The 26299-nt window shown below is 52.3% G+C and carries 19 protein-coding genes, 3 tRNA genes and 3 rRNA genes; 5 read left to right on the top strand and 20 right to left on the bottom strand.

The window, feature by feature from the left end:
- Positions 1-307: 307 nt before the first annotated feature.
- Together PVA48_RS09795 and PVA48_RS09790 are read right to left on the bottom strand one after the other, a co-directional pair.
- Complete coding sequence (locus PVA48_RS09795) at positions 308-841, bottom strand: hypothetical protein (RefSeq protein ID WP_102729108.1); 534 nt, start codon at positions 839-841, stop codon at positions 308-310.
- A complete protein-coding gene (locus tag PVA48_RS09790) occupies positions 841-2478 on the bottom strand; it encodes a PA14 domain-containing protein (RefSeq protein WP_102729109.1) in 1638 nt (545 codons plus the stop codon). The genes PVA48_RS09795 and PVA48_RS09790 overlap by 1 nt, the downstream gene beginning before the upstream one ends.
- Positions 2479-2770: 292 nt before the next feature.
- Between PVA48_RS09790 and PVA48_RS09785 the strand changes: the two genes are divergently transcribed.
- Positions 2771-3214 (top strand): hypothetical protein, encoded by a 444-nt coding sequence (locus PVA48_RS09785; protein WP_102729110.1) that lies wholly within the window; start codon positions 2771-2773, stop codon positions 3212-3214.
- Positions 3215-3274: 60 nt separating this feature from the next.
- Here PVA48_RS09785 and PVA48_RS09780 read toward each other — a convergent pair whose 3' ends face one another.
- A complete protein-coding gene (locus PVA48_RS09780; RefSeq protein WP_423231663.1) occupies positions 3275-3835 on the bottom strand; it encodes a hypothetical protein in 561 nt (186 codons plus the stop codon).
- The gene (locus PVA48_RS09775) at positions 3780-5411 is read right to left on the bottom strand and encodes a hypothetical protein (protein WP_423231662.1); all 1632 of its coding nucleotides are present in this window, start codon (positions 5409-5411) and stop codon (positions 3780-3782) included. The genes PVA48_RS09780 and PVA48_RS09775 overlap by 56 nt, the downstream gene beginning before the upstream one ends.
- Positions 5412-6035: 624 nt before the next feature.
- On the opposite strand from PVA48_RS09775, the gene PVA48_RS09770 reads away from it, so the two are divergent.
- The gene (locus PVA48_RS09770; RefSeq protein ID WP_022396960.1) at positions 6036-6881 is read left to right on the top strand and encodes a GYF domain-containing protein; all 846 of its coding nucleotides are present in this window, start codon (positions 6036-6038) and stop codon (positions 6879-6881) included.
- Between the two features lie 17 nt (positions 6882-6898).
- Here PVA48_RS09770 and PVA48_RS09765 read toward each other — a convergent pair whose 3' ends face one another.
- Genes PVA48_RS09765 through dapA form a run of 6 tightly spaced genes read right to left on the bottom strand, consistent with a single transcriptional unit; the run spans position 6899 to position 11779 of the window.
- Complete coding sequence (locus PVA48_RS09765; RefSeq protein ID WP_102729114.1) at positions 6899-7768, bottom strand: M23 family metallopeptidase; 870 nt, start codon at positions 7766-7768, stop codon at positions 6899-6901.
- A 47-nt stretch (positions 7769-7815) separates the two neighbouring features.
- Complete coding sequence (locus PVA48_RS09760) at positions 7816-8751, bottom strand: sugar phosphate isomerase/epimerase family protein (protein WP_102729115.1); 936 nt, start codon at positions 8749-8751, stop codon at positions 7816-7818.
- Positions 8752-8767: 16 nt separating this feature from the next.
- Positions 8768-9556, bottom strand: coding sequence for a 3-methyl-2-oxobutanoate hydroxymethyltransferase (gene panB / locus PVA48_RS09755; RefSeq protein WP_102729116.1), 789 nt, complete (start codon positions 9554-9556; stop codon positions 8768-8770).
- A gap of 20 nt (positions 9557-9576) precedes the next feature.
- Positions 9577-10104 (bottom strand): 2-amino-4-hydroxy-6-hydroxymethyldihydropteridine diphosphokinase, encoded by a 528-nt coding sequence (gene folK, locus PVA48_RS09750; RefSeq protein ID WP_423231661.1) that lies wholly within the window; start codon positions 10102-10104, stop codon positions 9577-9579.
- A 40-nt stretch (positions 10105-10144) separates the two neighbouring features.
- The gene (dapB, locus tag PVA48_RS09745) at positions 10145-10885 is read right to left on the bottom strand and encodes a 4-hydroxy-tetrahydrodipicolinate reductase (protein WP_102722906.1); all 741 of its coding nucleotides are present in this window, start codon (positions 10883-10885) and stop codon (positions 10145-10147) included.
- A gap of 12 nt (positions 10886-10897) precedes the next feature.
- Positions 10898-11779: a 4-hydroxy-tetrahydrodipicolinate synthase gene (gene dapA / locus PVA48_RS09740; protein ID WP_022396966.1), complete on the bottom strand. Its 882-nt coding sequence runs from the start codon at positions 11777-11779 to the stop codon at positions 10898-10900.
- A 304-nt stretch (positions 11780-12083) separates the two neighbouring features.
- On the opposite strand from dapA, the gene PVA48_RS09735 reads away from it, so the two are divergent.
- Complete coding sequence (locus PVA48_RS09735; protein WP_146021202.1) at positions 12084-12638, top strand: hypothetical protein; 555 nt, start codon at positions 12084-12086, stop codon at positions 12636-12638.
- A gap of 186 nt (positions 12639-12824) precedes the next feature.
- On the opposite strand, the gene rrf is transcribed toward PVA48_RS09735, so the two are convergent.
- The 6 genes from rrf to PVA48_RS09705 form a co-directional block, all read right to left on the bottom strand.
- Positions 12825-12940: ribosomal RNA gene (gene rrf / locus PVA48_RS09730) — 5S ribosomal RNA — on the bottom strand.
- Between the two features lie 237 nt (positions 12941-13177).
- A 23S ribosomal RNA gene (locus PVA48_RS09725) occupies positions 13178-16013 on the bottom strand.
- Positions 16014-16223: 210 nt separating this feature from the next.
- Positions 16224-16300 (bottom strand) — tRNA-Ile (locus PVA48_RS09720).
- Between the two features lie 82 nt (positions 16301-16382).
- Positions 16383-16458 (bottom strand) — tRNA-Ala (locus PVA48_RS09715).
- Positions 16459-16628: 170 nt separating this feature from the next.
- Positions 16629-18139 (bottom strand): 16S ribosomal RNA (locus tag PVA48_RS09710).
- The 16S, 23S and 5S rRNA genes sit together here with 2 tRNA genes alongside, the layout of an rRNA operon.
- A gap of 552 nt (positions 18140-18691) precedes the next feature.
- On the bottom strand, positions 18692-20827 hold the full coding sequence (locus tag PVA48_RS09705) for a TlpA disulfide reductase family protein (RefSeq protein ID WP_180973693.1): 2136 nt from the start codon (positions 20825-20827) through the stop codon (positions 18692-18694).
- Positions 20828-21152: 325 nt separating this feature from the next.
- Here PVA48_RS09705 and PVA48_RS09700 point away from each other — a divergent pair, with 325 nt between their 5' ends.
- Both PVA48_RS09700 and PVA48_RS09695 read left to right on the top strand, forming a co-directional pair.
- A complete protein-coding gene (locus tag PVA48_RS09700) occupies positions 21153-21545 on the top strand; it encodes a hypothetical protein (RefSeq protein ID WP_022395910.1) in 393 nt (130 codons plus the stop codon).
- A gap of 102 nt (positions 21546-21647) precedes the next feature.
- Entirely contained in the window at positions 21648-22274 is a 627-nt protein-coding gene (locus PVA48_RS09695) for a hypothetical protein (protein ID WP_146020157.1), read from the top strand.
- Positions 22275-22752: 478 nt separating this feature from the next.
- Here PVA48_RS09695 and PVA48_RS09690 read toward each other — a convergent pair.
- The 4 genes from PVA48_RS09690 to plsX form a co-directional block, all read right to left on the bottom strand.
- Positions 22753-22829, bottom strand: a tRNA-Arg gene (locus PVA48_RS09690).
- An 80-nt stretch (positions 22830-22909) separates the two neighbouring features.
- Positions 22910-23395 (bottom strand): rRNA maturation RNase YbeY, encoded by a 486-nt coding sequence (ybeY, locus tag PVA48_RS09685; protein WP_180975201.1) that lies wholly within the window; start codon positions 23393-23395, stop codon positions 22910-22912.
- The gene (locus tag PVA48_RS09680; protein ID WP_423231660.1) at positions 23379-25013 is read right to left on the bottom strand and encodes an HD family phosphohydrolase; all 1635 of its coding nucleotides are present in this window, start codon (positions 25011-25013) and stop codon (positions 23379-23381) included. The genes ybeY and PVA48_RS09680 overlap by 17 nt, the downstream gene beginning before the upstream one ends.
- A 125-nt stretch (positions 25014-25138) precedes the next feature.
- Positions 25139-26185 (bottom strand): phosphate acyltransferase PlsX, encoded by a 1047-nt coding sequence (plsX, locus tag PVA48_RS09675; RefSeq protein WP_423231659.1) that lies wholly within the window; start codon positions 26183-26185, stop codon positions 25139-25141.
- Positions 26186-26299: the final 114 nt, after the last annotated feature.

Here is a 26299-nt window from a genome sequence, read left to right as displayed (position 1 = left end):
CAGCCTCATTTGAGCACGTTTCATTAACCTGTAAATTCAAAAAGGGTAAGAAAAAACAGACCTTGGACAAATCATACTCCAAGAAGAATTTCGAGGAAAAAATGCTCTTGGCAATAAGGCAATCAACTACGCCGTTGTCGTCTATGATTACGACAAAGATACTTTCCTTGACGAAAAAGCAACAACAAACACAGAGCCATCTTTCCAAGGGACTTTAATTGAAGACGTGCAAAGACACCAAGTTGAAAATCCACAATAAAAAGCCCCGCTCATATTTCATGAGCGGGGCTGTCCCAATTTTTCAAATTCACCTGGGGATTTGATCCATGACGATAAAATCCTTTTTCCCCACATACTCCCTCCGGGTACCAGGATCTCCATATCCGTCCCGGAAACGTACTTCCAGTTCGTATATTTTTCCGCTGGCCAGAGGTTGTAAATAGGTCAGCAGCAGGTATGCATCCTTGACGGGCACTTCATATTTTTCTCCGGGGTTCAAGGTAATAAAGCGCATAAGATCCGCGACACGTTCCATTTGATAGGAGGGAAGATACCATGCCGTTGGCCTTTCTCCCTTCTTTCCGTTTCCCTGACTCCATATCTTGATGATGATATTCGGCCCGCGTTCCTTGAGAGGATAGAAGTCGTCGAAAAGACGCACAGCCTTTTCTCCCTTGTTGGCAAACACAAGCTTGAAGTCCGGAAAAGCGGCTCTTGGATCGAACGAAGTCTTTTCCATCACCACGGAACATTCAATCCCATTGTCCGCCTTGTCCCCCCATGCAGAAGCATGGAGGGACAGGCTGGCCAGAAGTCCTAAAATCTGGAAGATTTTTTTCATTACAGCACGAGTTTAGTCGCCGCCCGGAGAGTCCCCAGGAAACAATTCTTACCCTGCTGATTATAGTAGCGCGTTTCCAGTTCACAAGAACATTGTTTCCAGTCTTCCAACTCGACGTTATCCAGACAAACCGGAATTGTCACATGGTATTCCTCTCCGGGTGCAAGCTCCCGGTAGTTCAATGCACGATGAAACGTCATTGTTCCCATCTTACGCTCAAGAACACGAACGTCTCCCCGTTCGGTTCCCAGAATCGTCATGAAGAAGAAATCGGACGTTTCGTCGTCGATTTCGTCCAGAATCCGGACAGGCAGACTTCCCTCGTTGCGGAAACAGACTGTAATTTCTCCCTGCATGAACCTGGATGTGTCAGCAATGGAGAGCTTCAGGGATGTTGATTCCTCCGCAACTGCCCTGCTCCGTGTTTTCCCTTCGTTGACCGGCGGCAGGAAGCAAGGAGGCTCAATCGTGCCGGGTTGAGTAATATCCGCAGAAACGTTCCATCCATTGGTTAACGCCTGTTCTATAACCTGAAGGGTAGCATTATTCAGGACTTGTTGTCCGGCACAATAGGGGCGGTCGTTGGCGCCGTCCGGCAAACGCATCACATAATCTTTAACTTCGAGCCATAAAATATCTTTCCACGTTTGGACAGCCTTATTCATAGCTTCTATGGCGTCATCCATCTCCGGCTTTTCAGTGCAGGAAACACTCTGCTTTTCCAATTCTTCCTGTATTTTTAATTCCTTCCAGTAGTATTTGTAAGCATCTTCCCATTGCCGGCGGTGGTGTTGTTCGTGCGCGAGCGAGGCGGCCTGAGTATGCCACTTCCACACTCCTGCACGAGATTGATAGCCGTTCATGCAGTCAACCGCTTCGATGGCCTCAGCCTCTGAAACGGGAGGGTTGGCCAAAGCATCTCTGTAAGAGTCAGTTTTCAGAGAAATCTTGGAACCACAAGTAACGAGCTGAAGGCGCAACCTCCATACATTGGCGGCCTCATCCTTGCAGGCGGTAACATAGAAATTTGGAGGCGTGCCCGTTGTTTCACTTCTATTCAGACTGTTGTCAATCGTAAATTCCGGGTGGTCCCATTGGATTTCGACTTGTTGAGAAGGTTCACATGTAATGGAAGCCTCCCGTTCAATCGTCCAAAGCTTGATTTTGGGAGATGCTGAAAATTCACGGTTCATGGTGGAGTTTCCCTGGTACTTCCCTTCCATAATAGGTTTGGTATCCATGGTAACGTTGAATGCAATGGCATTGTTGCTGACAGGCTTGTAAGCGTGATTGCTGTATATCAAAGAAACCTTGTAATACCCGGCTTTCAGATATCTTGAACCCGTTTCCAGAGACAATTTCCCATTGGGCGGATCTCCTTTTTTCCCGCAGAGAAGTTCTCCTGCAAGGCTGAGGTACCCCTCATCATCGGCTTCTACACCGAAATAATACAAGCCGTCATGTTCCACCTTGATGAACATTTCGGGAGCTCCGGCACAGGTGGCATAATCCGAAGGAGTTCCGTCAAAGCCATATATCATTTCATCAACACCGAGCGTCTTGTTGATAAGAGGCTCATACCCTTGATAAATGCAGACGGGATTAACTGCCTTGTTGATTGGTATGTAATTATTCATTGCTATTGTTTGCTGTTTATTTTTTGGAAAGACTGAACCATCAGTCTTCTAGTATCCTGCCGATGTTCCATTGAACATATCAACACGTTTAACGCGTAGTTCACCCCACATTCGCCACGTAGGGGAAGGTTAAAACGACACGATAATCAAGCGGAAAATAAAGGGTATGAAAGGGGTACAAGAACACAACCATTGACTATCAATAGCCAAAAACTGAATTCTCTTCGTTCGGGACAGAGCGGAAGCCAGAAGGGAACAGGCAAAATCAGGAATCTACACAAGAGAAAAAATTATGGAATTGAAGATTTCAGAAAAGGAGCGGCAAGAACTCTTAAATCTCTTGAAGCAAACCGAATCTGAAAAGGAAAAAGCAAAAGCCATATGTGAACAAAAGCGTGTAAACAAAGAAGAGGATAAGAAAGCATTTGAAGAAAAGCTTTCACGAATGACTCCCGATGAAAAAGCCAATTACATCTTTGCCAAACTGAAAAAGGGATATTCTGCGATCATTGAAGTTGCCATCAAAGAAAACATGCATGACCCTGACATGTTTGAGTTCATCTCTTTTACAGGGCAACCTCTAAAAGTTGAGTCTGGCCGGACAGACATAAAAGCCATTTACAAATTCAGAGGGAAAAACGCCCTTGGAGCCAAAGTCCTCAACTCTCTGGAATGCAAAATCAATACCGACACAGGAGCACTCTACGACATCCAAAATCCCAAAGCAGGAGAATGAACCTTCTCCACAAAAAAGCCCCGCTCATATTTCATGAGCGGGGTAGATTTTTCAGAAAAGTTATTTTGTCACAAATTCTTTCCTTGCCACGTATCCTACCGAATGGCTCGGTGTCCCGTAATCGTCCCGGTAAGTCACTTTCATCAAATACTTCTTCCCCCTTTCCAAGGGATGGAGGTAGATGACATGTTTCGCAAAATTCCGGATGGGAACCCGGAAAGGAATCCCGGGCTTCAAGGCGGTGAACTTCATGTTCGCTACACTGCGTTCAACACGGTAACGCGCCCAGTAATAAGCCATTTTTTTAGCTTCTCCATCCCATATCTCCAGAATGATATCCGGTTTTACGTTATTTGCAGGATAGAAGCTGTCCAGCAGGCGCACTTCTTTCCGGCTTTTATTGGTAAAGATCAGCGTAAAATCCGGAAAAGGCTTGCCCGTCTCGACAGGTTCGGATGCCAGAACAACGGAACATTCCACCTCCTTGCTCTCCGGCCAAAAGTTGAATTCGCCTCCCAGGGACGGGAGGCAGGTCAACAGGATCAGGCAGGGAAGAGAATTTTTTTCATAAAAGTACAGACGCGGTTGTTTCCAAAACTCCATGAAAACAGCCTGTTCCATGCCAGTTGCAGAAGAGCATTTCCAGTTCTCCGGATTGAACTTCCATCAATTTTCCTGAAATTTGGGAACTATCTACGGGAATGTCAAGCCTGTATTCTTCTCCGGGAGACAGCTCAAGACAGGGCAACTCCCGGGAGAAGGTGATTTTCCCTACCTTGGAATTCAATCGGTAGGTCCTCCCTGCCTGCAAACTTGTATAGAAAAAGAAATCCGACGTACGATTGTCAATCACATCAGGAAGTTTGACCACATCTCCGCTGATATTTTTTAAACCGACCCTTATTCTCCCTCTCAGCAAGTCCGCAGTATCCGCAATGAACAGCCGCAGAGGAGCCACAGTCCTGATTCTGGAGCCCCTGGCACTTTCCCCATTGACCGGAGGCAGATAACACACTGGCTCAATGACTCCAGGTTGGGTAATTTGACGCGGAACGTTGCTCCAGCCGTTCCGATCCACCAGATTGATGACGAACTCCGTGGCTTCATTCAATTTTTTCTGCCCGGCGTGATAGGGCCTGGTATTTTCTTTATCCGGCAAACTCAGGAAATATCTATCCGCTTCATCGTGGAATTTCTCCATAGTAGCTGCTATCTTCATTTTCATTTCTTTCAAGGCGTCATCCATTTCAGGAAATTGCCCACAGGACACCTGGATCTTTTCCAATTCTTCCTGCACCTTCAAGTTGGTCCAGTAAAAATTGCATGTGTCCTTCCACTGTTGCTTGTGATGCTCCTCATGGGCCAAAGACGCCGCAAGAGTATGCCACTTCCAAACTCCCGGACGAGACTGGTATCCGTTCATGCAATTGACAGCCTCAATAGCCTCGGCTTCGGTAACCGGTGGCTTGAAAAGAGTATCCCTATAGAAACCTGTATGAATTTCAATGTCACATCCGCTGGATACCATCTGGACGCGCAATCTCCACACATTGTTCTGGGTATCCTTGCAGGCAGTCGTACGAACATCCACCAATAGAGGGATACACTGGCACTCACCGGTCCCCTCATCTTGAGTCAGGGAATTTTTCTCCCATTTAATCTCTACATTTTGAGAAGGTTCGCATGTAATTCCTTCTTCCTTTTCAATCGTCCAAAGTTTGATTTTTGGCGAAGGAGAAAAAGAGCGTTTCATGGTTGATGCTGCAGAGTAGTCGCCTTCCTTAATGGGTTCTTTATCCATCGTCACATTCAAGGCGACGGCATTGCCGCTGACAGGCTTATAGGCGTTATTGGTATATGAAATCCTGACTTTGTAGAATCCGGGTTTCAAATACTGTTTTCCAGTAGCCAATTCCAAACGTCCGTGTTTTTCAGGAGCCTGTTTGTCACATACGCAGAACTCTCCAATGAAAAGTTGACCAATATCATCAGCTTCCACGCCAAAATGATACAGCGCCTCTTCTTCCACCTTGATGAACATTTCCGGTGCTCCGGCACAGGAGGCATGTTCGCACGAGCCTCCATCAAAAGTGAAGGTCATTTCATCGACACCTAGTTTCTGCGGAATGAGGGCTTCGTAACCGTCACAGAGAACCTTCGGACCAATAGCCTTATTGAAAGGAATATAATTATTCATTTTATTGAGTGTTGTTTATTTTTTGGAAAGACTGAACCATCAGTCTTCTAGTATCCTGCCGATGTTCCATTGAACATATCAATACGTTTAACGCGCAGTTCACCCCTCATTCGCCACGTAGGGGAAGGTTAAAACGACACGATAATCAAGCGGAAAATAAAGGGTATGAAAGGGGTACAAAAAGTATAACCATTGATTATCAATAGTTAAAAATTGAATTCTCTTCATTCGGGACGAAGAGGTCGCAGGTTCGAATCCTGTCAGCTCGACCATATTTCCCCATTGCAAGGCCTTGTAACCCATTCACGTTACAAGGCCTTTCTCTTTTCCGACTTGTGTATTCCGCGACCTTGTGGATAAACTATCCTGCCCCCGTACTTTTACTTGAACACCAGCTTGAGCCCTCTCTCCTGCGGTTCCATGCACAACAGCATTATCTTGTTCGTACGGAGAGATATGCACAGGAAAAGCGGCCTATCCATTCCGGAAATTTAATAGCCCCCGGCGCTCTGACGACTTGCGACATGGCTTTTATTCAAGGCCAGGCATCTGGCATGGGACTTTATCAGTCATCCGTCAAATTCCCATTGCCCAGAGCCTGCTTCTTTTTCTAAAATACAGGTAATGAGTGAATACTTCCTGAAACTCCCCGGCGATTCCCAGCCGAGAGCCTATTCCGAATATGAAGTCCGTGAATTTCTGGGACAGGGCGTGATCGACTCAACAACGCTCACCTGGAAACAGGGCATGGATGGATGGCAGCCTGTGGACCAGGTTCTGCCGTCAATGTCCCCCGTCCGGAAAGAATTGCAGGAGGCAGAAGAGGAAAACCAGCCAGCGGAACAGGAATACCGTTTGCGTTATCCTCTGGCCGGGCTTGCCAAATTATCCATCCTGGCGTGCTTCGTGCTGCTGCCTTTCATGCTCTGGAGCAGCTGGATTGTTTTCTCCAACAACGTCACCAATTATGAGGAAATCCAGATGCTCATCCAGCAGAACATGGCTCACCTGCCGTCCTTCGCGGTTCCGCTGGTTTTCCTTTTCAGCATCCTGTTCATTCCTTCCCTGCTCATCCAGTTGATCTGGCTGTACCGGGCATCCGCCAATGTCCAGGGCTTCCAAATTCCGGGGCTGCGGTTCACGCCATTCCTGAGCGTCCTCCTGAGCTGCATGCCGGTAGTCGGCATGGTGCTCAATGCCCTGATCCTTCAGGAATTATACCGGGCTTCAAAGAATCCGGCGGCATGGATGCTGCAAGCCCCCTCCCGGTCGCTGCGGCTGTATCTGCTCGTTACCACGGCTTTGACCCTGTGTGCGCTCTTCCCCTTTGGGGCGGAACATTACCTGACGGCATTTCTGGTGATCGGCTCGCTGATGACGGCGGCCAGCATTCTGTGGCTGGTCTGCGTCCTGCAAATCACCAGGAAGCAGCAGGAGCTGGTTTCCAAAAATCCGGACACACGCTCCTGACGGGGAAAACGCCGGGGTCAGCGGTCTCCCTTTTCCTCCGTGTCCGGACGGTCGTCCGGAAGGATTTTATCCAGCGCTTCCATACTATTGTCCTTGTACAGGTTCTCCAGCAGCTTTTCCCATCCCGCCGCCATTTGAACCTGTTTCAGGGCAATAACGGGATCAGGCATCATCATTTCCGGGGAGGGAGCGTATTGTTTCAATACTTCATCCGGATTGATCCGGTTGAACGTCGTTTTTCCATAGCCCGGCATTCCCGCTTCATGGGCGATGGATTCAATCATCTCAAAATGCAGATGCGCCAGATAGTTGCCGTGCGCCGTTCCGACCGTGCCGATCTGCTCTCCGCGCCCCACCAGCGCCCCCAAAGGAATGTCGCTGACGGTTTTCAAATGAGCGTACAGGCTCTGCACAAAACGCCCGTCCGGCAGGCGGTGGAGCAGGACGACGACATTGCCCCAGTCCGGCGAAGGCTCTCCCGCGTAAATCAACAGCCCGCGTCCAGCGGCCCTCACGGGCAGACCCTCATCCGTGTTCTCGCCACCAATCCCATTCAAATCCTGTCCGGTATGCCGCCCTCCACGGGCGGCATTCATATCACCCAGTCCCTGGGCAACATAGGTAAAGGCGCCGTTTTCATCTCCGAGAGGGGACGTGAACGCATCCGCCAGCGGAGCCTTTGCCAGCTCCTGGGGCGTCAGCAAAATCATCCGGTAATCCACAGGCACCGGAGCAGACCGGGGAACATCCTCATCATAAATATTATGGCGCATCCCGGCATCCGGAGAGGCGGCATGGCTGGTTTTATACCAGGCAAACGCCGTAATCAGGATGCAGGCCGTTCCCAGAAGGCCCAGAATGACGCGGGATGTCGTCTTGTCTATCATCGTGCCGACTTTATATCCAATGAGCCGTATTTACAATCACAAGATGGTCAGACCAGCGTCTCCGGAAACTTTTCCGTCCACAATTCGCGCGCCGCACGGATGTCCTCCGCGGAAGCGCGTCCGGAGAGTTCCCAGACGAGCGGAACTCCATGCGGGAAAAAAGGCAGCAGGCGTTCAAACGGCACTCCGCCGCCCAGCAGGGGAACCTGGTGGTCCCGCGACGGCCACTTGACGTCGTTTACATGCCCACCTATCAAATGGGAAGACATCCTGCGGAGAAATTGTTCATGATTCAATATAAGGAGATTGTGCTTCCTTTGAATATGACCGAAGTCATGCCAGTACCCGATGAAGGGATTTTCCCCAAATTCCTGCATCAGCAGGCCCATTTCATCCTCGCTGGGAACCTGTTCATAATGGCTGCGCCCTTCAATGCCCAGCTTTACGCCAAGTTCCGCAGCATGGGGCAGAAGCTGCCGGATGGCCTCACGGGCACGTTCCAGATAAACGGGAGCAAGCCGGTTGCGGCGGCGCACAAACTCCCCCTTGGTTCCGGCAAATGACTCCGTTTCCACCATTCCCTGACGCGCCAGGCTCTGCAAATGAGCCGTATCCGTACGCTTCACCAGAGGTTCCACCGTCCCCATGTGCAGCACAATGTATCCGGCGCCCAGGGCGGCCCCCTGCTCCATGGATTTTTTCGTCAGCTCAATCGCCTTGGCGCGCACCTGCGGCAAATCTGCGGTAAACGGCCTGCTGTCCGGAGCGTCCCCCACCTCGTCGATGGGTGCCGGGAAATAATTATGGACCCCGGCCACCTGAACCTTTCCGGCTTCCACCGCCCTCATGATGCCGGGCAGAAGGGAAAGCTTGATGCCGTGGGAAAGTTCCACATGGTCAAATCCCAGGGAGAGGATTTCATCAATCATCTCTTCCCCGTCCTGGTGGCGGTGGGAGTTCCAGCATGTAGAAAATACCAGCATAGGCAACGGTCAACTGTTATGAACTGATGGAGCCGGGGTCCGTATAGGAATCCTTCATCCATTCCCTGACGGCGGCAGTCATGCTGCCGGCCACATCCGCTCGCGGTTTGACGAAGGCCGGGACAAACCACGGGAACGCCCCCACCAGGTCATGAATCACCACCACGTCCCCGTCACACGTATGCGCGCCGGAACCGATGCCCAGCGTGGGAATGGGGGAATGCACGGTAATCTGGCGGGCCGCATGAGGCGTCACGCCCTCCACGACCACAGCGCAGGCACCCGCCTCCGCCACGGCTTCCACATCCTTCACCAGGGCTTCCTCCTCAGCGGAGGATTTCCCTTTGATTTTATATCCGCCTTCCTCCAGCACCTTTTGCGGCAAGAGGCCGATATGCCCTACCGCGGGAATGCCGGCATCCACAATGGCACGGATCTTTTCCGCCTGGGCGGCTCCCCCCTCCAGCTTGACGGCGTCCGCTCCGGCCTGGAACAGCCTCCTTGCAGACTGCACGGCCTGCTCCACCGTATCATAGGTATGAATGGGCATATCTCCCACCAGCAGGGCATTCTTCACGCCGCGCGCCGTGGCTTCCACATGGTGAATCATGTGGTCCAGCGTCACATGGGTGGTATCCGGAAACCCCAGAAGCACCATTCCCACGGAATCGCCTACCAGCACAATATCCACGCCGGCCTCATCCAGAAGGCGGCCCGTAGGGTAGTCATAAGCAGTCACCAGCGTCACGTGCCGCCTGTTCTTGCAGGCGCGGATGCGTTCCGCTTTTTCAAGAGATTGATTCATGATGTTCTATAAACATGCAGTTACCAGCGTTCCGATACCAGGAGCGGGTCAGCCTCATCCGTATCCAGTTCCGCCAGCAGGCAGGAAACCGTTTTAGCCTGGCGGGGCAGAATGAGGTCCGGCCTGATGTCGGAAAGAGGCTTCAAGAGAAATTTTCTCAAATGAGCCCTGGGATGGGGGAGAATCAGGCGGGGCGGATCGTTGACCACCATGTCCCCCGCGTAAATGATGTCCACGTCCGCCGTACGGGGTTCGCAGCGGATTCCGGAGCGGATGCGTCCCAGGGCGCGTTCTATGCCCTGGCAATGCACCAGCAGTTCTTCCACCGTACCGGGCCAGGTGAACTCCACCACGGCATTCAAATAATCATCCGCGCCATGCGGACATCCCTGCGGACTGGTAGCATACAGGGAGGATTGCAGGAAAGGATCGTCGGACAGGCTCATCTTCAGCAGATGGTCCCTGGCCTGAACCATCAGGCTGTTTTTGTCCCCCATATTGGATCCCAGTGCGATGCCGGCTCTCTTCATCAGCAAAAAAGGCATCATGGCCGTTCCGGGAAGGGGAGACGACCATGATGCGGAAAAATTATAATTGGGAAAGGCCCAGAACGTCTTCCATGGTATACAGCCCCGGTTCCCTGCCCTGCAGCCAGAGAGCTGCACGGACCGCTCCGGAGGCAAACGTCATGCGGCTGGATGCCTTGTGGGTAAGCTCCAAACGTTCTCCGTCAGAGGCGAACACCACGGTATGGTCTCCTACTACATCCCCTCCGCGCAGGGAATGCATGCCTATTTCATTGGCGGGACGGGGACCCACCAGGCCTTCGCGGCCAAAAACCACGCTGTCTTCATAATTCCTGCCAATGGCGCCGGACAGGATTTCCGCCAGCGTCCGGGCCGTGCCGGAAGGAGCGTCAATCTTGTGGCGGTGATGCATTTCCATCACCTCAATGTCGCAGCTGCCGCCCAGGATCTGGGCCGCCTTGCGCGTCAGCCAGAACAGGGCGTTTACTCCTGCGGAATAGTTGGACGCGAATACGATCGGGATGGATGCGGCTGCATCCATAATCTCCTGACGTTCCAGCTCCGTATGCCCCGTGGTGCCTATCACCAGGGGCTTGTTATTGGCTACGGCTTCCGCCAGCAGGGTGCTGGTGAAAGCATGGTGGGAAAAATCAATGGCGACGTCGCATTTGGCGAGAGCCGGATAAAGCTCCTGCCCCTGGTCGTACGTGGCGCCCACGCAGGTGTCCGGATTCTGCGTCACCGCCTCCTGGACAGCCTGGCCCATGCGGCCCGAAATGCCTGTAACAAGAATGGAAATCATATAGTTGAGATATCAAAGAACGTTGAAACGTTGAAGAAGCGCGGAAAGCTGGGCTTCCTTTTCTTCCGGCAAAGGAACCAGCGGAAGCCGCACGCCGGGCTGGATATCCCCCCTCAGCGCCAGCGCCGCCTTGATCGGGACGGGGTTGGAATCCAGTGTCATGAGGCCCTTCATCAGTGGATAAAATGTTTTCTGGAGGGAAAGCATTTCACCCATATTCTGATCCAGGCCGGCTTTCACGATGGAATTCATGATTCCGGGAACCAGATTGGACGTTACGGAAACCAAGCCACTGGCGCCACAGGCCATAAAGGGAACCGTCAGGCCGTCATCACCGCACAGGACGGTAAAATCTTCCGGAACCACCTGCATCAGCTGGTTCACGCGGTCCACGCTGCCGCCGGCCTCTTTCACGCAAATAATGTGGGGACAGTCCTTTGCCAGGCGTCCCACCGTCTCCACGCTGATTTCAATACCGCAACGGCCCGGGATGCTGTACAGCATGATCGGCAGGCGGGTGGCGTCCGCAATGGCCTTGAAATGGGCATAAACGCCATCCTGGGAAGGCTTGTTGTAATAAGGGCACACCTGAAGCGTACCGTCCACGCCCATCTTCTCCGCCTCCTGGGTCATATGGATGGCCTCCGCGGTAGAATTGGCCCCCGTACCTGCAACTACCTGAATGCGGCCTGCCGCGCTCTCCACGGCCAGTTCAATCACCCTCAAGTGTTCTTTTACAGTCAAGGTGGGGGATTCACCCGTGGTGCCGACGGCCACAATGCCGGCCACGCCGGCAGCCACCTGGGCTTCCACAAGCATTCTAAAAGCCTCTTCATCGACCCGATTGCCGACAAACGGAGTCACAATTGCTGTATAAAGACCTTGAAACTTCATAACCTTACTTGGAAATATACTATATTAACAGACACTTTTTGTCACGACAGAATACAGAAATATGGCATGCCTGTCAGGCATCCCGGAATACCGTTCGGGAACAGACGGAACAAAATTCCAGACAGGAGTTGAACAAGGAAAGAGATGCTTCCGTCCTCATGCCGGGCTTCCAAGCGGCTTTTCTTCCATTGACAACGATGTATTCACGGTGAATATGACGCCCTTCCCTCCCGCACAGAAATAACGCCGCCGCACACGCGGAGGAAGCCAGCCTGGACTGGGAGACGTGCCGAAATACCGGACGGTGAATCACAACCTGGTTTATCCTGACGTCCTTCCTATTCAGACAATTCTCCAACCCTGCGGCATCTTCCTTCCAACATTGTTCCCTCCATCTTACCTTTCTTCCGGAACGGGAGACCATATTCACAATCATGGCGCCGGAAACAAAAGCGTGCTCAAGCAGAATGGACAGGCGACTGCGTGCGGAACAATTCAGGCCCTGCACCTCAACCGCGGCATCCTCACAGTTGATCAAATAATCGACTCGTCCATAGAGGGTATGTACCAGCCCTGCGAAGGAAGCCAGATCCGGAGGATGGCCCAGACAGCCCGACATGCCAAAGTGATTGCCCCCTGGCAGACAGTCCACCACGCGGGAAGACTCTTCACCGGCTTCATGCAGCATGGCAACCACAGTTCCCCGGCACGCAAACGCCTTGGCGGCGAGGTATCCTATGTTGCCGGCGTTCCCCAGGATGACCGCAACGGGCTTCTGAATGATATGGGATTTCATACGCCGCCATTTTTGATGGAAGAACGGGTGCCGTCAATAGCAGGAATATTCTTAAACCGTTAATAAAGAAAGAGTGATAGTTAAGAAAATGTTACGTAAGGTAAGAACTCTATTACGACAGGGATAGCCGTCCTCCTTGTTTGCCTCATCCTCCTTCAGTTCCTTTTAGCAAAGTAGAGGAAGATCGCGCCATCAAGAAACCAACAAGCCCCGCCAGTTGAGGAACTGGCGGGGCCTGATGAAAAAAAATCCCGGCGGCGACCTACTCTTGCGGGACCTATCGTCCGACTACCATTGGCGCGGCAGCGTTTCACTTCCGGGTTCGGAACGGGACCGGGTGGGACCACTGCGCTCTGGCCACCGGGCTTCAGGGGGAAGAGTTTTTCATTTTCTTCATCCTGCCTGCCCGGGAGCCCTTGGGGGGGCTTTGAGGGGGATTTTTTAAGGGTTGTTGTGTGTGTGGCTAAGAAGATTTCCTCTCGTTACGAGGGGAAGGAATCAGCGTAAACTGACATCTGCGTGGCTGGTGGTGTTACTTTTAAACATACATCCAATGAACAAGACAACAGCAAGTTGTTATTCACGAACGGGAGTGATGTAATATGATGAAGTCTATTGGTGATTAGTATCGCTTGGCTCAATACATTGCTGCACTTACACCTGCGACCTATCAACGTGGTGGTCTTCCACGAACCTATAGGGAAAACTCATCTTGGGATGGGCTTGGCGCTTAGATGCTTTCAGCGCTTATCCCGTCCGCACTTAGCTACTCGGCCATGCACTTGACAGTACAACCGATGCACCAGTGGTGCGTCAGACCCGGTCCTCTCGTACTAAGGTCTGAACCCCTCAATTTTCCAACGCCCACAGAGGATAGAGGACCGAACTGTCTCGCGACGTTCTGAACCCAGCTCGCGTGCCGCTTTAACCGGCGAACAGCCGGACCCTTGGGACCTTCTCCAGCCCCAGGATGCGACGAGCCGACATCGAGGTGCCAAACCACGCCGTCGATATGAACTCTTGGGCGTGATCAGCCTGTTATCCCTAAGGTACCTTTTATCCGTTGAGCGACGGCAATTCCACTTTCTACCGCCGGATCACTTGGGCCTGCTTTCGCATCTGCTCGACTTGTTGGTCTCACAGTTAGGCGGGCTTATGCCCATGCACTCGACACCCGGTTGCCAACCGGGCTGAGCCCACCTTCGCGCTCCTCCGTTACTCTTTGGGAGGATACCGCCCCAGTAAAACTGACCGGCTGACACGGTCCTCTGGCCGGATTCACGGCTCAGGGTTAGATCCTCCAGTTTCAAAGGGTGGTGTCTCATTGATGACTCCGACGCCCCCTAAAGGGCGTCTTCAGCGTCTCCCACTTACTCTGAGCATTAAAACCGAAGAAACAATGACAGCTTACAGTTAAGGTCTATAGGGTCTTTCCGTCCTTCTGCGGGTAGGCGGCATCTTCACCGCCACTACAATTTCACTGAGCGCCTGGTTGAGACAGTGCCCAACTCGTTTCACGATTCGTGCAGGTCGGAACTTACCCGACAAGGAATTTCGCTACCTTAGGACCGTTATAGTTACGGCCGACATTCACCGGGACTTGGGTTCAGAGCTTCGCCTTGCGGCTAACCCCTTGCCTTAATCTTTCGGCATTGGTCACGTGTCACACCCTATACTTCGACTTGCGTCTTTGCAGAGTGCTGTGTTTTTGATAAACAGTCGGTTGGGCCATTTCTCTGCGGCCTGCATCGCTGCAGGCACCCCTTCTTCCGAAGTTACGGGGCTAATTTGCCGAGTTCCTTAACCAGGTTTCACTCTTACGCCTTGGTATATTCTACCCACCCACCTGTGTCGGTTTGCGGTACGGGTCGCTTAGCATACGCTGGGGCTTTTCTTGGCACTCGATCCAATGATGCGCTGAGTCCGTGGACTCAACTCGGAATTCAATAACCTAGTCATCTTTTCTCATGCGTCCCCCCAGTTTAAGGGTCGCGAGCTCAGGATTATTAACCTGATATCCATCGCCTACGCCTCTCGGCCTCGGCTTAGGTCCCGGCTAACCCAGGGACGAAACACGTTGCCCTGGAAACCTCGGGTTTACGGCGGCCGGGGATTTCACCCGGCTTTACGTTACTCATGTCTGCATACTCACTTGCATGTGCTCCAGGGTCAGTCGCCATCACCCTTCAACGCGCATGCAACGCTCTTCTACCACTCTACCGTAAGGTAAAGTCCAGAGCTTCGGTATAACGCTTGATCGCCAATCATTTTCGGCGCAGGATCACTCGATGAGTAAGCTATTACGCATTTTTTAAATGGTGGCTGCTTCTAAGCCAACATCCTCACTGTCTGTGTAATCCCACATCCTTTCCACTGAGCGTTATTTAGGCACCTTAGCTGCTGGTCTGGGTTGTTTCCCTCTCGACAATGAAGCTTATCCCCCACTGTCTCACTGCCACGTTCCATTGCACGGTATTCGGAGTTTGATAAGGTTTGGTAAGCGGGTGTGCCCCCTAGCCTTGTCAGTGCTCTACCCCCGCGCATCAGCACGTGACGCTGCACCTAAATGCATTTCGAAGAGAACCAGCTATCACGGGGTTTGATTAGCCTTTCACTCCTACCCTCAGCTCATCAGAGAACTTTTCAACGTTCACCTGTTCGGTCCTCCACATGGTTTTACCCATGCTTCAACCTGGCCAAGGGTAGGTCACCTCCGCTTCGGGTCCAGTACCTGCGACTTAATTCGCCCTATTCGGACTTGCTTTCGCTGCGACTCCGGGCCGGAAGCCCTTAGTCTTGCCACAAACACTGACTCGCAGACTCATTAAACAAAAGGCACGCCATCGCAGATTGCTCTGCTCTGACACTTTGTAGACATACGGTTTCAGGTTCTATTTCACTCCGCTCACAGCGGTTCTTTTCACCTTTCCCTCGCGGTACTTGTTCACTATCGGTCGCCAACTAGTATTTAGCCTTGCGCGGTGGTCCGCGCTGATTCATACATCGTTCCACGTGTGATGTATTACTCAGGATTCCACTAATTCCCACGCTGGATTTCGTCTACAGGGCTTTCACCTTCTACGGCCAGCCTTTCCAGGCTGTTCTACTATCCAGTATGGTCGAATATCTCGTGGTCCTACAACCCCGAAGGAGTACCTTCGGTTTGGGCTCCATCCGCTTTCGCTCGCCACTACTTACGGAATCGATTTCTCTTTCTTTTCCTCCGCTTACTGAGATGTTTCACTTCAGCGGGTTTCGCGTTTCATACCCTATGTATTCAGGTATGAACGATCGAGTATTGCCTCGATCAGGTTACCCCATTCGGATACCCCCGGATCATCGCTTGCTTGCAGCTTCCCGAGGATTTTCGCAGCTTGCCGCGTCCTTCTTCGCCTGTTGGCACCAAGGCATTCACCGTACGCCCTTACTTACTTCATCATATTGCAAAAGTTTTTTACCACTTCCACAATACCACAAAGCCCTTTCGTGACTTACTGTATTGTCTTATTTCTTGGTATGCATGTTTTAAATTGTGTATTGTAGTTGTTTTTCAACTACCCACTTTGTTGGAAAGCAATTGCTTCTCAGCAATTGTTTTCTTTGCCACGCAGATGTCAATTTTCGCTTTCCCTCAATAATCGATTTTTTTGGTGGGCCTGACAGGACTTGAACCTGTGACCCCGCGCTTATCAAGCGCGTGCTCTAACCAACTGAGCTACAGGCCCGGCTTTGGGTCTCTGAGAGACAGTTACCAAATACTAAAGTTTAGTTACTAAAGTTTTCCGGCTCCCGCCTTCTTACCGAAACTGGTGGAGGCACGGGGACTCGAACCCCGGACATCCAGCTTGCAAAGCTGGCGCTCTACCAACTGAGCTATACCCCCAGTTGCGGTTCTTTTTGAAAAAAGGTCGTCACGCACGTCGTGCCTAGTTTCGCTCCAAGCGAACTGGCTGTTTACACATCTTTGGTTCGTTGCGGGCCCTCGCGGGTTCCGCTCTCTCTTCCCTCGGGAAGAGATCCGACCTGTGCATTTTTCATGCACTTTCTCCATAGAAAGGAGGTGATCCAGCCGCAGGTTCCCCTACGGCTACCTTGTTACGACTTCATCCCAGTTACCAGTCTCACCTTAGGACCCTGCCTCCTTGCGGTTGGCTTCAGATACTTCGGGTGCGACCGGCTTCCATGATGTGACGGGCGGTGTGTACAAGACCCGGGAACGTATTCACGGCGCCGTAGCTGATGCGCCATTACTAGCGATTCCGGCTTCGTGTAGGCGGGTTGCAGCCTACAGTCCGAACTGGGCCCAGTTTCAGGATTTCCTCCGCCTCGCGGCTTCGGCCCCCTCTGTACTGGGCATTGTAGTACGTGTGCAGCCCTGGGCATAAGGGCCATACTGACCTGACGTCGTCCCCACCTTCCTCCCAGTTGATCTGGGCAGTCTCGCCAGAGTCCCCACCTTTACGTGCTGGTAACTGGCAACAGGGGTTGCGCTCGTTGCTGGACTTAACCAAACATCTCACGACACGAGCTGACGACGGCCATGCAGCACCTGTGTAACGCCTCCGAAGAGTCGCATGCTTTCACATGTTGTTCATTACATGTCAAGCCCAGGTAAGGTTCTTCGCGTTGCATCGAATTAAGCCACATACTCCACCGCTTGTGCGGGTCCCCGTCAATTTCTTTGAGTTTTAATCTTGCGACCGTACTCCCCAGGCGGCACGCTTAACGCGTTAGCTCCGGCACGCAGGGGGTCGATTCCCCGCACACCAAGCGTGCACCGTTTACTGCCAGGACTACAGGGGTATCTAATCCCTTTCGCTCCCCTGGCCTTCGTGCCTCAGCGTCAGTTAATGTCCAGGAACCCGCCTTCGCCACGAGTGTTCCTCTCGATATCTACGCATTTCACTGCTACACCGAGAATTCCGGTTCCCCCTCCATTACTCTAGTCTCGCAGTATCATGTGCAGTCCGGGGGTTGAGCCCCCGCCTTTCACACACGACTTACGAAACCGCCTACGCACGCTTTACGCCCAGTGATTCCGAACAACGCTTGAGACCTCTGTATTACCGCGGCTGCTGGCACAGAGTTAGCCGTCTCTTCCTCTTGTGGTACTATCTTTTTAATTTGCTCCCACATGACAGGGGTTTACAATCCGAAGACCTTCATTCCCCCACGCGGCGTCGCACCATCAGGGTTTCCCCCATTGTGAATGATTCTCGACTGCTGCCACCCGTAGGTGTCTGGACCGTGTCTCAGTTCCAGTGTGGCCGGACATCCTCTCAGACCGGCTACCCGTCATCGCCTTGGTGAGCCGTTACCTCACCAACTAACTAATAGGACGCGAGCCCATCCCCAAGCGCATTGCTGCTTTAATCTTGCGATTTTATGCGGTATTAATCCCAGTTTCCCGGGGCTATCCCACTCTTGGGGGCAGGTTACTCACGTGTTACTCACCCGTGCGCCACTAGAGAATTATTAGCAAGCTAGCAATTCTCTCGTTCGACTTGCATGTCTTATCCACGCCGCCAGCGTTCGTTCTGAGCCAGAATCAAACTCTCCATCAAATATAATTTTTGAAATTGCTGGACCAAATGGAATCTTTCGATTTCATCTGCGCCATGCTTCAGTCAGCTCTTCCCTCAAGTTGTGTCTCTTGAAGTCCTCTTCGCTCTGCCAAGCACGGCGCGCGTCACGACCTTTTTTCTTTCCCCTTGCTTCTACCAATCCGCCCCTCTCGGAGCTAGGTCGCTCCTTTGGGTTTTTTCTCCCTCACACGTCTCTCGACGCATTCGGGAAAACCCTCGGCGGGTTCGGTAGTCATTCCCTTGAAATCTTCTTATCGGCCCCTTTAATGAGGCTCTTCCGGGTGGCCGGCCCCGGCTTCATTCAGGCCCTCTTTCGAGTCCCTCCTGCCGCCGGGCTTTTCATCCCGTCGCCGTGTTGGCGTGCCGAGAAGTCTACCATTTTCACCTCCCTTGTCAATTTTTTTCGATATGTTTTTGCGGAGATTTTTTTAGAATTCTAAATATTACTGATTCTTAACGTATTACATTTTTCTCTTTTCCCGCAAAAAAGGCCCCTTTCATCACGAAAGGGGCCTAAACGTTTCAGAATTCTTAAGCTTCCGCCTGTTTTTTCTTCATGGCTACATACTGGTGCATGAGGGGTAATTCCCGGAGTGCATTCACAGCGTCTTTTTTCGCCTGGGCGTAGTCTTTTTTCTCCATGGCCATTTCCATCATGACTTGATAGCAAGCCGCATTATAACCACCGTCATCCCGCGTATTGAAGTCTTTCATGATCTGGAGGGCATGCCGGGCCGCTTGATAGTTGTATCCACGCATTTCATCCGACCCATTCAGGATTTTCAGGAGGTAAGAAGCCAGGGAGTCTTCCTTCGGAAAACGCTTCAGCACTTGGTCTATGATGTCCGCCACCTTTTGGTAGTCCTTCTCCTTCCAGGCTTTCCCCGCCTGAACTTCCGCCACTGTAGAGGCAAACCATCCGTCATCGGCAAATCGCTCGGCGTTTTCCTCAATCAGTTTTTTGTATTCATCAAATTTCTTTTCCTTGCGCAGTTCAAAAGATTTTTTGATGACAGCCTGCAGGGCCTGCTGATGAGCTTTGCGCTTCGCATCCTCCTCAGCAAACCGGTTCTTGTCAAAAGAGTCCCAGAGGGCCGTTTCCGCCACCCACGCGGGCATCCTTTTAATTTCCCCTGCCCACAGCAATGTTCCGTCACGAACGACGGCGGCGGCAGGGAACGAATTAAGCTTCAGGGAATCAAAAAGTTCCATCACGGAATGGTCCGACGGAATACCGACAGGGTAGGCAGTCCATCCTTCCGGACCAGACAGATATTCCTGCATCTGTTTTTGATCCATCGGAATGACACCCAATACCACAGCCTTCACCTTGGGATTGTCCAGAAGACCATATTTTTTCAGGACTACATCAAGCGTTTTCCCCGGAGCTCCATCACTCCACATGCCATTGTTCCTCGCAGCTCCTCTCCAGAAGCTGATAAATACGGTTTTGTCAGAAGGCAAGCCCGTCAGCCCGGGATGATTGAACCAATTCAGCTTGCTGAAAAGGGGCGTGTATTCCTTGTCTTCCTGCACAGGCCCCATTTCCTGCATTTTCCGAGGAGGCTCCGGCTTAATTTCCTCAGCTACCTGGTCCACAAGGGATTGGAACGTCTCCGAATTGCCCGAAAGCTGCTGCAGCTTCGTCCACGCCTTGCTGATGGAGGTCAGGGAAAGCGCCTTTTCCATATCCCGAAGCGCTTCCTTCATGTTGCCCTGCCGCTCCCGGAGTTCACCCATCAGACGCCAGGGAAGGGAAGCTTCCTTGTTGCCTTTCCTTGAGATTTCAATGCAACGGTTCAGACACCGCTCCACCAGAGCGGCATCCATCTTGCCGGCAGGAACTGATTTTCCTTCCATCAAGGTTCCAGCCACATTGATCTGCACGCGGTAGTTGTCCGGATATTCCTTGCACAAGCTGTCAAGTACCGACTGAGCTTCCTGGAATTCTCCTTTTTCCGCTAGTACGATGAACGGGATCATCTTCAGTTGAATCATCTGATCCTGTTGAAATTCCCTTGAATCCTGGATTTGCTTTAAAAACGCCATGGCTCCCTGTTTTCCTTCTTTCCGGACCACCTCGCCCAGCTTTTTCGAGACTTCCCGATAACGCTTCCACTCACGGGCGCCCGCATCAGAATTTTCCGACGGAAGGGAAGCGGCGGAAAAATCAGGTTTCAACATGGCCTGCATGATTTCTTCCGAGAGTTTTACGGGATGTCCGCGCCAGATGAGTTTACCGTTCTTTACGGCAAAGGCATGCGGAATGCCGTTCACATCCATAGGAGCCAGCCATTTTTCCCTGGTTCTCTTTCCATCCACATCCACCGCCATTGTGTAAGTAAGGGGAGACGGCCGATTTTTTAAAAATTCCTTCAGAGCCTCCGGAGATTTCCGGTCCATGACATTGACTCCTATGATTTGCATGCCCGGGTTGTCTTTAAATGCCTGATGCAGTTGTTCCATATGGGGCATGGCGGCCAGGCACGGTCCGCACCAGGTGGCCCAGAATTCAAAGATGTATACCTTGTCCTTTTCCCATTCCTTGACAGGCGTTCCCTGCAGCCATACTTCCGGCAATCCCTCCAGGGAAAGGGTGGGAAGAGCATCCGCAGAAGCGGCAGTTTTATTTTCTTTTTTTTCAGGAGAGGCAGCCAGTAAAGGCATTCCCGCAGACATCATAAAAACCGCGGAACACCCCAAGGCGAATAAAGAGGAATTTAACATGATAACACGGTACTCCCGGAACGGGCTTCGTCAAGCCAATAGAAGAAGATGAACCAGAAAGGATCCCTCCCAACGGGCGCTCCTTTTCCGGAACAGCGGTAAAAATACCTTGAAGAAGGAAGAATATTAAACATGAAGTTTTTCGTCTAAAATAAGAAAACAGGCGCTTCCAGGATTCACATTTTTTTGAGTTTCATTGGATTTAGGAAAAACGATTTACCTTTTCGGATACACAAAGACAATATTATTTTCTAAAATAGAAAATATGCCAGAAATGGCTTGCCAGATTTTTCTGAATGCGAAAAATGCGCGCATGGATGAAATGAAGTCCAGCATCAGAAAGTTTCTTGCCCTTACGAAGATGACACGTGACGAGTTCGCCGATCTTTGCGGCGTTAGCAAAAGCCAGGTTGATAAATGGCTTTCTACTGTTCCTATTCCCCGTGCACGACAACGCCTCATCATCAGAATCATGAAAGAGGAGTACGCCAAACACGCACGTTTGGTGCAGACCAAGAACCCGAACAGTATTTATGTTCCCGTTACTCCTCAAAAGTATGAGAAGTTCAGAAATGAAGCGGAACGCCACGGTTTGACCGTTCCGGAATGGGCCAGTGAGGCTTTGGATGCTCTTTCCAGCATCAAGAGCAAAAGTTAAAAGCAGGGTTCACTATCCCGGAACAGTTCCAAGGAAAGAGAAAATAGCGTTTCAAACGCTGCCATCCTATTTTTTCTTTCATCACATAACCTGCATCAATTCATGTCTGACGACGATATACGCACCATGGTCAAGGAATGGCTGCAATGCCAAAAACGCAAGTCCTACCAATTGGCGGAGGAAATAGGAATCCGGCCCCAGACGTTTTACGCACAGATGAGCGTTCGCAAAATATCGGCCAATACGAAAAAAGCACTTTCCCGAATCATTCCGGAGCTGGCTGCCGATGCGGATTTAAACGCTTCTTCCTCTGAGAAAGAAAACAATCCTGAAAAGCTTAAAATCAAGGAATGGCTCCGCACACACGGTAAAACGCGCCAATGGCTGGCGGAACAATGCCGGGTTTCCGTCCGCACCGTGCACACCTGGTTTGCCTTTCGCGGCAGCATTCCCGTCACCCAGTCCCTTTTCATCGGCAAGCTGATGAGTGAGGGCGAACCCTGGAAAATTCAAATATCAAATACCATTCCCGTGATTTTTTCAGAGACGGAAATGAGCATTATCCACAAGTTTCAGGAACGCCATCCGGAGATTGACCTTCCCATGTACGGCATGCATAAAATTCTGGAGTTGTGCGTAAATGTACTCGTTCAGGATGAATATTCAAATCCGCTCCAAACTTCCGGTTTCATCAGAACCCCAGAGATTTGCACCCGGCAGTCAGAATAAAAAATATTCAGCCTCCCGGTTCCCTTTCTGTGAATACATGCGCTATTGAATGCACTAGCCCCGTGCGCGGACCATCTCCGGAACGCCTCAGTATTCCCGCCAGTCTGAACCGTTTCTTTCCATCCAGTATGGCGCCCATTCGGAGGCCCTTCCCTCCCCTTCCGGTGTGATGACGGCAGAAGGATTTTTTAACTACGGCCCCCATTCCATCAGTTCCATCGCCCAACAGGATTGATTGAAGAACAGGAGGCCCCCTTTTCCGTGCACAAGATAAGAACGGGAACTGCTATTTCTTCCGACAACGGAGCAAGACAGCCACACGGGATAATGCCGCTTTATTCAGGCCGCCCATCCGTATTTGCACCATTTCCGGCCCCGTGCCACCGTTCTTGCAGGGATGCTTCCACCGATGAAAGAAACTTTTCCCTCACATGAAAGAACCCCGTTTTTCTTAAAAAGAATACGGGGTTCCGAAAGATGGCACGTCCAACTGGATTCGAACCAGTGACCCACTGCTTAGAAGGCAGTTGCTCTATCCAACTGAGCTATGGACGCATGGTGCGGAAAAAGATTAACAGAGTTCATCTCGGCTTGGCAAGCCCGTATCTTTTAAAAGCGCGCTTTCAGCCGCCGGGTCAGCAGTTATCCGGGAAAGAGATGCCTGCCAGGGCAGTCCCGAATTCCCGCACCAGCGGTTCCTGACGGGAGAACATGCGTTCCCGTTCTTCCGGCTCCGTGTCTATGTAGCCGTGCAGGTGCAGGAGACCATGCACCATGTACCGGAAGAGCTCCCTGAAAACCGGCTCATTGAATTCCGACGCCTGCCGGATGGCGGTATCATAACTGACGATGATTTCCCCCATTCCGTCCCCATGCGGGAAGGTGATGACGTCCGTCACCGTGGGATCATTCAGAAAACGGGCGTGCACGTCCCGGATCACGTCATCGTCCACCACGCTTATTTCCACCTCGTCCAATACGGAGAGGACGGGCACAGGGCCTTCAGGCAATGCCAGCACAGCGGGGAGGCAGGCATCCAGGGCGCGGGCCAGGGCATCCGCAACGGACGGACTGAGACGCCCTTCTTCCAGATGATTATAAAGTTCAAGACGCGGTTTCATTTTTCTCCGTATCCGTCCCGTCCTTCTGCTCCACCTCTGCGGGCTTTTCCTGCTGACCGGCATCGGGCAGTTCCATGATTTCCGGAACAGCTTTGCCTTCCTTTTCCTTTTTCTCCGCTTTTTCCTCTTCCTTCATGGCAGTCACCACAGGAAGAACAGGCTTTTCAATTTTTGCCTCCGGATTGTGGGAAGGATACGCAATGCGGTTGTGGTGAATGCTTTTCAGCGTCTTGATGAAGCTGTTGCGGATTTTCTTGAGATCCCCGAAGGTAAGGCCGCAATCGTCCAAATGGCCGTCCACCACCCTCTGCTTCAGGAGTTCATCCACCCTTTTCTGCATTTCCTCACAGGAGATTTTTCCCATGGAGCGCGTGGCGCTTTCCACGATGTCCGCCAGGCTGACGATGCCCGTTTCCTTGCTCTGGGGGTTGGGGCCCTTGTAGCGGAAGTTGGATTCCACCACTTCCGGCACATCGTCCGGAGAGGCCAGCCCGCTTTCCACCCGGCTCAGAATTTCATCCCGGTATTGAAGGGCCTTCCGGTAAAAGAAGTAGGCCAGCGAGGTGCCGTGATGCTGCTCAATAACGTCCACCAGAGGACGCGGAAGGTTGTTCGCCCTGGCCAGCTCCACCCCGTCCTGAACGTGGTCGATGATGATGCGGGCGCTCATGCTGGGCGTGAGCTCATCATGGGGGTTGGGGCCGTCCATGATGTTTTCAATGAAGTAGAGGGGGTTCTGCATTTTGCCGATGTCATGGTAATAGGCCGCTACCCGGCATTCAATGGGGTTGGCGCCGATGGCTTCCGCCGCCGCTTCCGCCAGCTGGGCGACCATCAGGCAGTGGTGGAAGGTACCCGGAGCTTCCATTTGCAGCCTCTTCATCAGCGGGCGGTTCATGTCCGCCATTTCCAGCCAGGAAATGGGCGTAATGATTTTAAAGACCCCTTCTATAATAGGCAGTACGCCGCTGATCAGCACGCTGGTCAGCATGCTTACGCCAAACGCCACGGCCAGGCATACCAGTACGCCTACCAGGTTGTAGTCCCACGCCTGGAGATTGATGACGCCCATGATGCAGCACAATACCATGACGAGCAGCCCCACGAAGAAGCCCGCACGCAGCAACTGGGCACGGTTCCGCAGGTTATGGGTAAGCAGCACGGTGAGCATGCCGGAGAGGGAGCTCAAGATCCAGAATTGGACCTGCTTTTCCGGTACGTACTGCTCCGGCAGGATGAAGAATCCACCGAGCATGCAGATGGAGATGGTGGCGAACATGCCCAGCAGCGGCCCCAGCAGCACCGTTACAATCAGCGGTGCCATCATATAGGGCAGGTACAGGAGTTCGTTGCCGATGTCGGACGTAATATCAGCCGTCACATGCCGGATAAGGCCAAAGAACAGGAGCTGGACCAGAATGGCCCCCCACGTGACGACAAAGGTTTTGTTTTTCCTGCGCAGGGAACCGGCGCAGAGCCAGTACATGGGCATCAGCGCCAGCGTCACGGAGAAGAGCAGAAAGGCTTCCGACACATGGTGCCAGACGGATTTCCCCCAATGGGGACTGTAACTGCCCATCCATTGAAGAACGATGAAGACCAGCACGCACAGGCCCACGGATACCGCCAGGCTGGAGTCCAGTCGGTCACCGGGGAGCGGGGCACGGAGGCCGCCTCTTCCGGTTTTTTTCCTTCTTTTGCCGCTGCTGCGGCATGTTTTTTCAGAAAATGAAACATGATTGATTATTTGGGGTACACTTCGGAAACCTCCGGAATAGTGCCCAGCCTGGCCATCTCCTCTTCAATGAGGGGATTGACACCCTGCTGCACCATTTCCATGGAGACTCTCAGGGCATTGCGGATAGCGACGGGGGTGGAGCTGCCATGCGCAATGATCGTCACGCCCCGGACGCCCAGCAGGGGGCTTCCCCCACGGAGTCTGCAGAGGCGCGCCTTCATGGCGCGGAATGCGCCGGAAGCGCAGGCGGCTCCCATCATGCGGAGCGGGTTTGCCTGAAGTTCCTCCTTCAGCCATTTGCCGAACGCCTTGGCGGTGGCCTCGCAGGTTTTCAGCAGGACGTTCCCGGTAAAGCCGTCCGTCAGCGCCACGTCTATTTCATGTTCAAAGAGATCGTGGCCTTCCACATTGCCCACAAATTTAAAAGGGAGCGCGCCGCGCTCCTCCAGATGCTTCAACAGACAAAAAGTTCCCTTGGTAAAGTCCGTTCCCTTTTCATCCTCGGAGCCATTGCTCATGACGCCCACCTTGGGCATCGGCTTGCCGTATACGGAACGCGCCAGAATGCTGGCCATAACGGCATAGCCCACCAGATGACGGGGCTTGGCGTCCGGATTGGCTCCGGTGTCCGTCACATTGCAGACTCCGAATTCATTCGGAAGCTGGGTCACGATGCCCGCGCGCTCCACGCCGTCGAGCAGCCTGAGCTTGATGGTGGCGGCCGCTACGGCCGCGCCCGTGTTGCCCGCGCTGACCACGGCGTCCGCATCCCCGGTCTTGACCAAGTCCACGGAGACGGACATGGAAGAGTTTTTCTTTTTCCTTACCGCCAGCAGCCCGGATTCATTCATTTCCACCACTTCCGCGGCGGGAACGATTTCCACGCGCGGGCCGGAAAGCCCCCAGCGGTCACAGGAGCTGCGCACCACCTCTTCCCTCCCCACAAGATAGATTTTTTCAATGAGAGGGAAATCCTGCAGGGCCCGCTTCGCCCCGTCCATGTTAATATCGGGCGCATTGTCGCCGCCCATCACATCCAGTGCAATCTTCATAGTATTTGTTGAAGAAGTGTGTTAGCAGAAAAAATAGCCTGCTTCAAGCAAGTTCAGCCGCTTTGCGGAGCAAAAGCGGCTGGAGAGGTCTACATGGTAGCGCCGCAGTACGGC

Origin of the sequence: Akkermansia sp. JRP_AM1 (assembly GCF_049262625.1) — a bacterium.
GTDB lineage: Bacteria > Verrucomicrobiota > Verrucomicrobiia > Verrucomicrobiales > Akkermansiaceae > Akkermansia > Akkermansia massiliensis.
Note: the sequence above shows the minus strand (reverse complement) of the source record. Positions and strands in the feature narration are given on the sequence as shown.

Excerpts from the sequence above, each read along its gene's own strand:
- PVA48_RS09795 (WP_102729108.1), bottom strand. The coding sequence starts at position 841 with ATGAAAAAAATCTTCCAGATTTTAGGACTTCTGGCCAGCCTGTCCCTC.
- PVA48_RS09790 (WP_102729109.1), bottom strand. The coding sequence starts at position 2,478 with ATGAATAATTACATACCAATCAACAAGGCAGTTAATCCCGTCTGCATT.
- PVA48_RS09785 (WP_102729110.1), top strand. The coding sequence starts at position 2,771 with ATGGAATTGAAGATTTCAGAAAAGGAGCGGCAAGAACTCTTAAATCTC.
- PVA48_RS09780 (WP_423231663.1), bottom strand. The coding sequence starts at position 3,835 with ATGGAACAGGCTGTTTTCATGGAGTTTTGGAAACAACCGCGTCTGTAC.
- PVA48_RS09775 (WP_423231662.1), bottom strand. The coding sequence starts at position 5,411 with ATGAATAATTATATTCCTTTCAATAAGGCTATTGGTCCGAAGGTTCTC.
- PVA48_RS09770 (WP_022396960.1), top strand. The coding sequence starts at position 6,036 with ATGAGTGAATACTTCCTGAAACTCCCCGGCGATTCCCAGCCGAGAGCC.
- PVA48_RS09765 (WP_102729114.1), bottom strand. The coding sequence starts at position 7,768 with ATGATAGACAAGACGACATCCCGCGTCATTCTGGGCCTTCTGGGAACG.
- PVA48_RS09760 (WP_102729115.1), bottom strand. The coding sequence starts at position 8,751 with ATGCTGGTATTTTCTACATGCTGGAACTCCCACCGCCACCAGGACGGG.
- panB (WP_102729116.1), bottom strand. The coding sequence starts at position 9,556 with ATGAATCAATCTCTTGAAAAAGCGGAACGCATCCGCGCCTGCAAGAAC.
- folK (WP_423231661.1), bottom strand. The coding sequence starts at position 10,104 with ATGATGCCTTTTTTGCTGATGAAGAGAGCCGGCATCGCACTGGGATCC.
- dapB (WP_102722906.1), bottom strand. The coding sequence starts at position 10,885 with ATGATTTCCATTCTTGTTACAGGCATTTCGGGCCGCATGGGCCAGGCT.
- dapA (WP_022396966.1), bottom strand. The coding sequence starts at position 11,779 with ATGAAGTTTCAAGGTCTTTATACAGCAATTGTGACTCCGTTTGTCGGC.
- PVA48_RS09705 (WP_180973693.1), bottom strand. The coding sequence starts at position 20,827 with ATGCCTTTACTGGCTGCCTCTCCTGAAAAAAAAGAAAATAAAACTGCC.
- PVA48_RS09700 (WP_022395910.1), top strand. The coding sequence starts at position 21,153 with ATGCCAGAAATGGCTTGCCAGATTTTTCTGAATGCGAAAAATGCGCGC.
- PVA48_RS09695 (WP_146020157.1), top strand. The coding sequence starts at position 21,648 with ATGTCTGACGACGATATACGCACCATGGTCAAGGAATGGCTGCAATGC.
- ybeY (WP_180975201.1), bottom strand. The coding sequence starts at position 23,395 with ATGAAACCGCGTCTTGAACTTTATAATCATCTGGAAGAAGGGCGTCTC.
- plsX (WP_423231659.1), bottom strand. The coding sequence starts at position 26,185 with ATGAAGATTGCACTGGATGTGATGGGCGGCGACAATGCGCCCGATATT.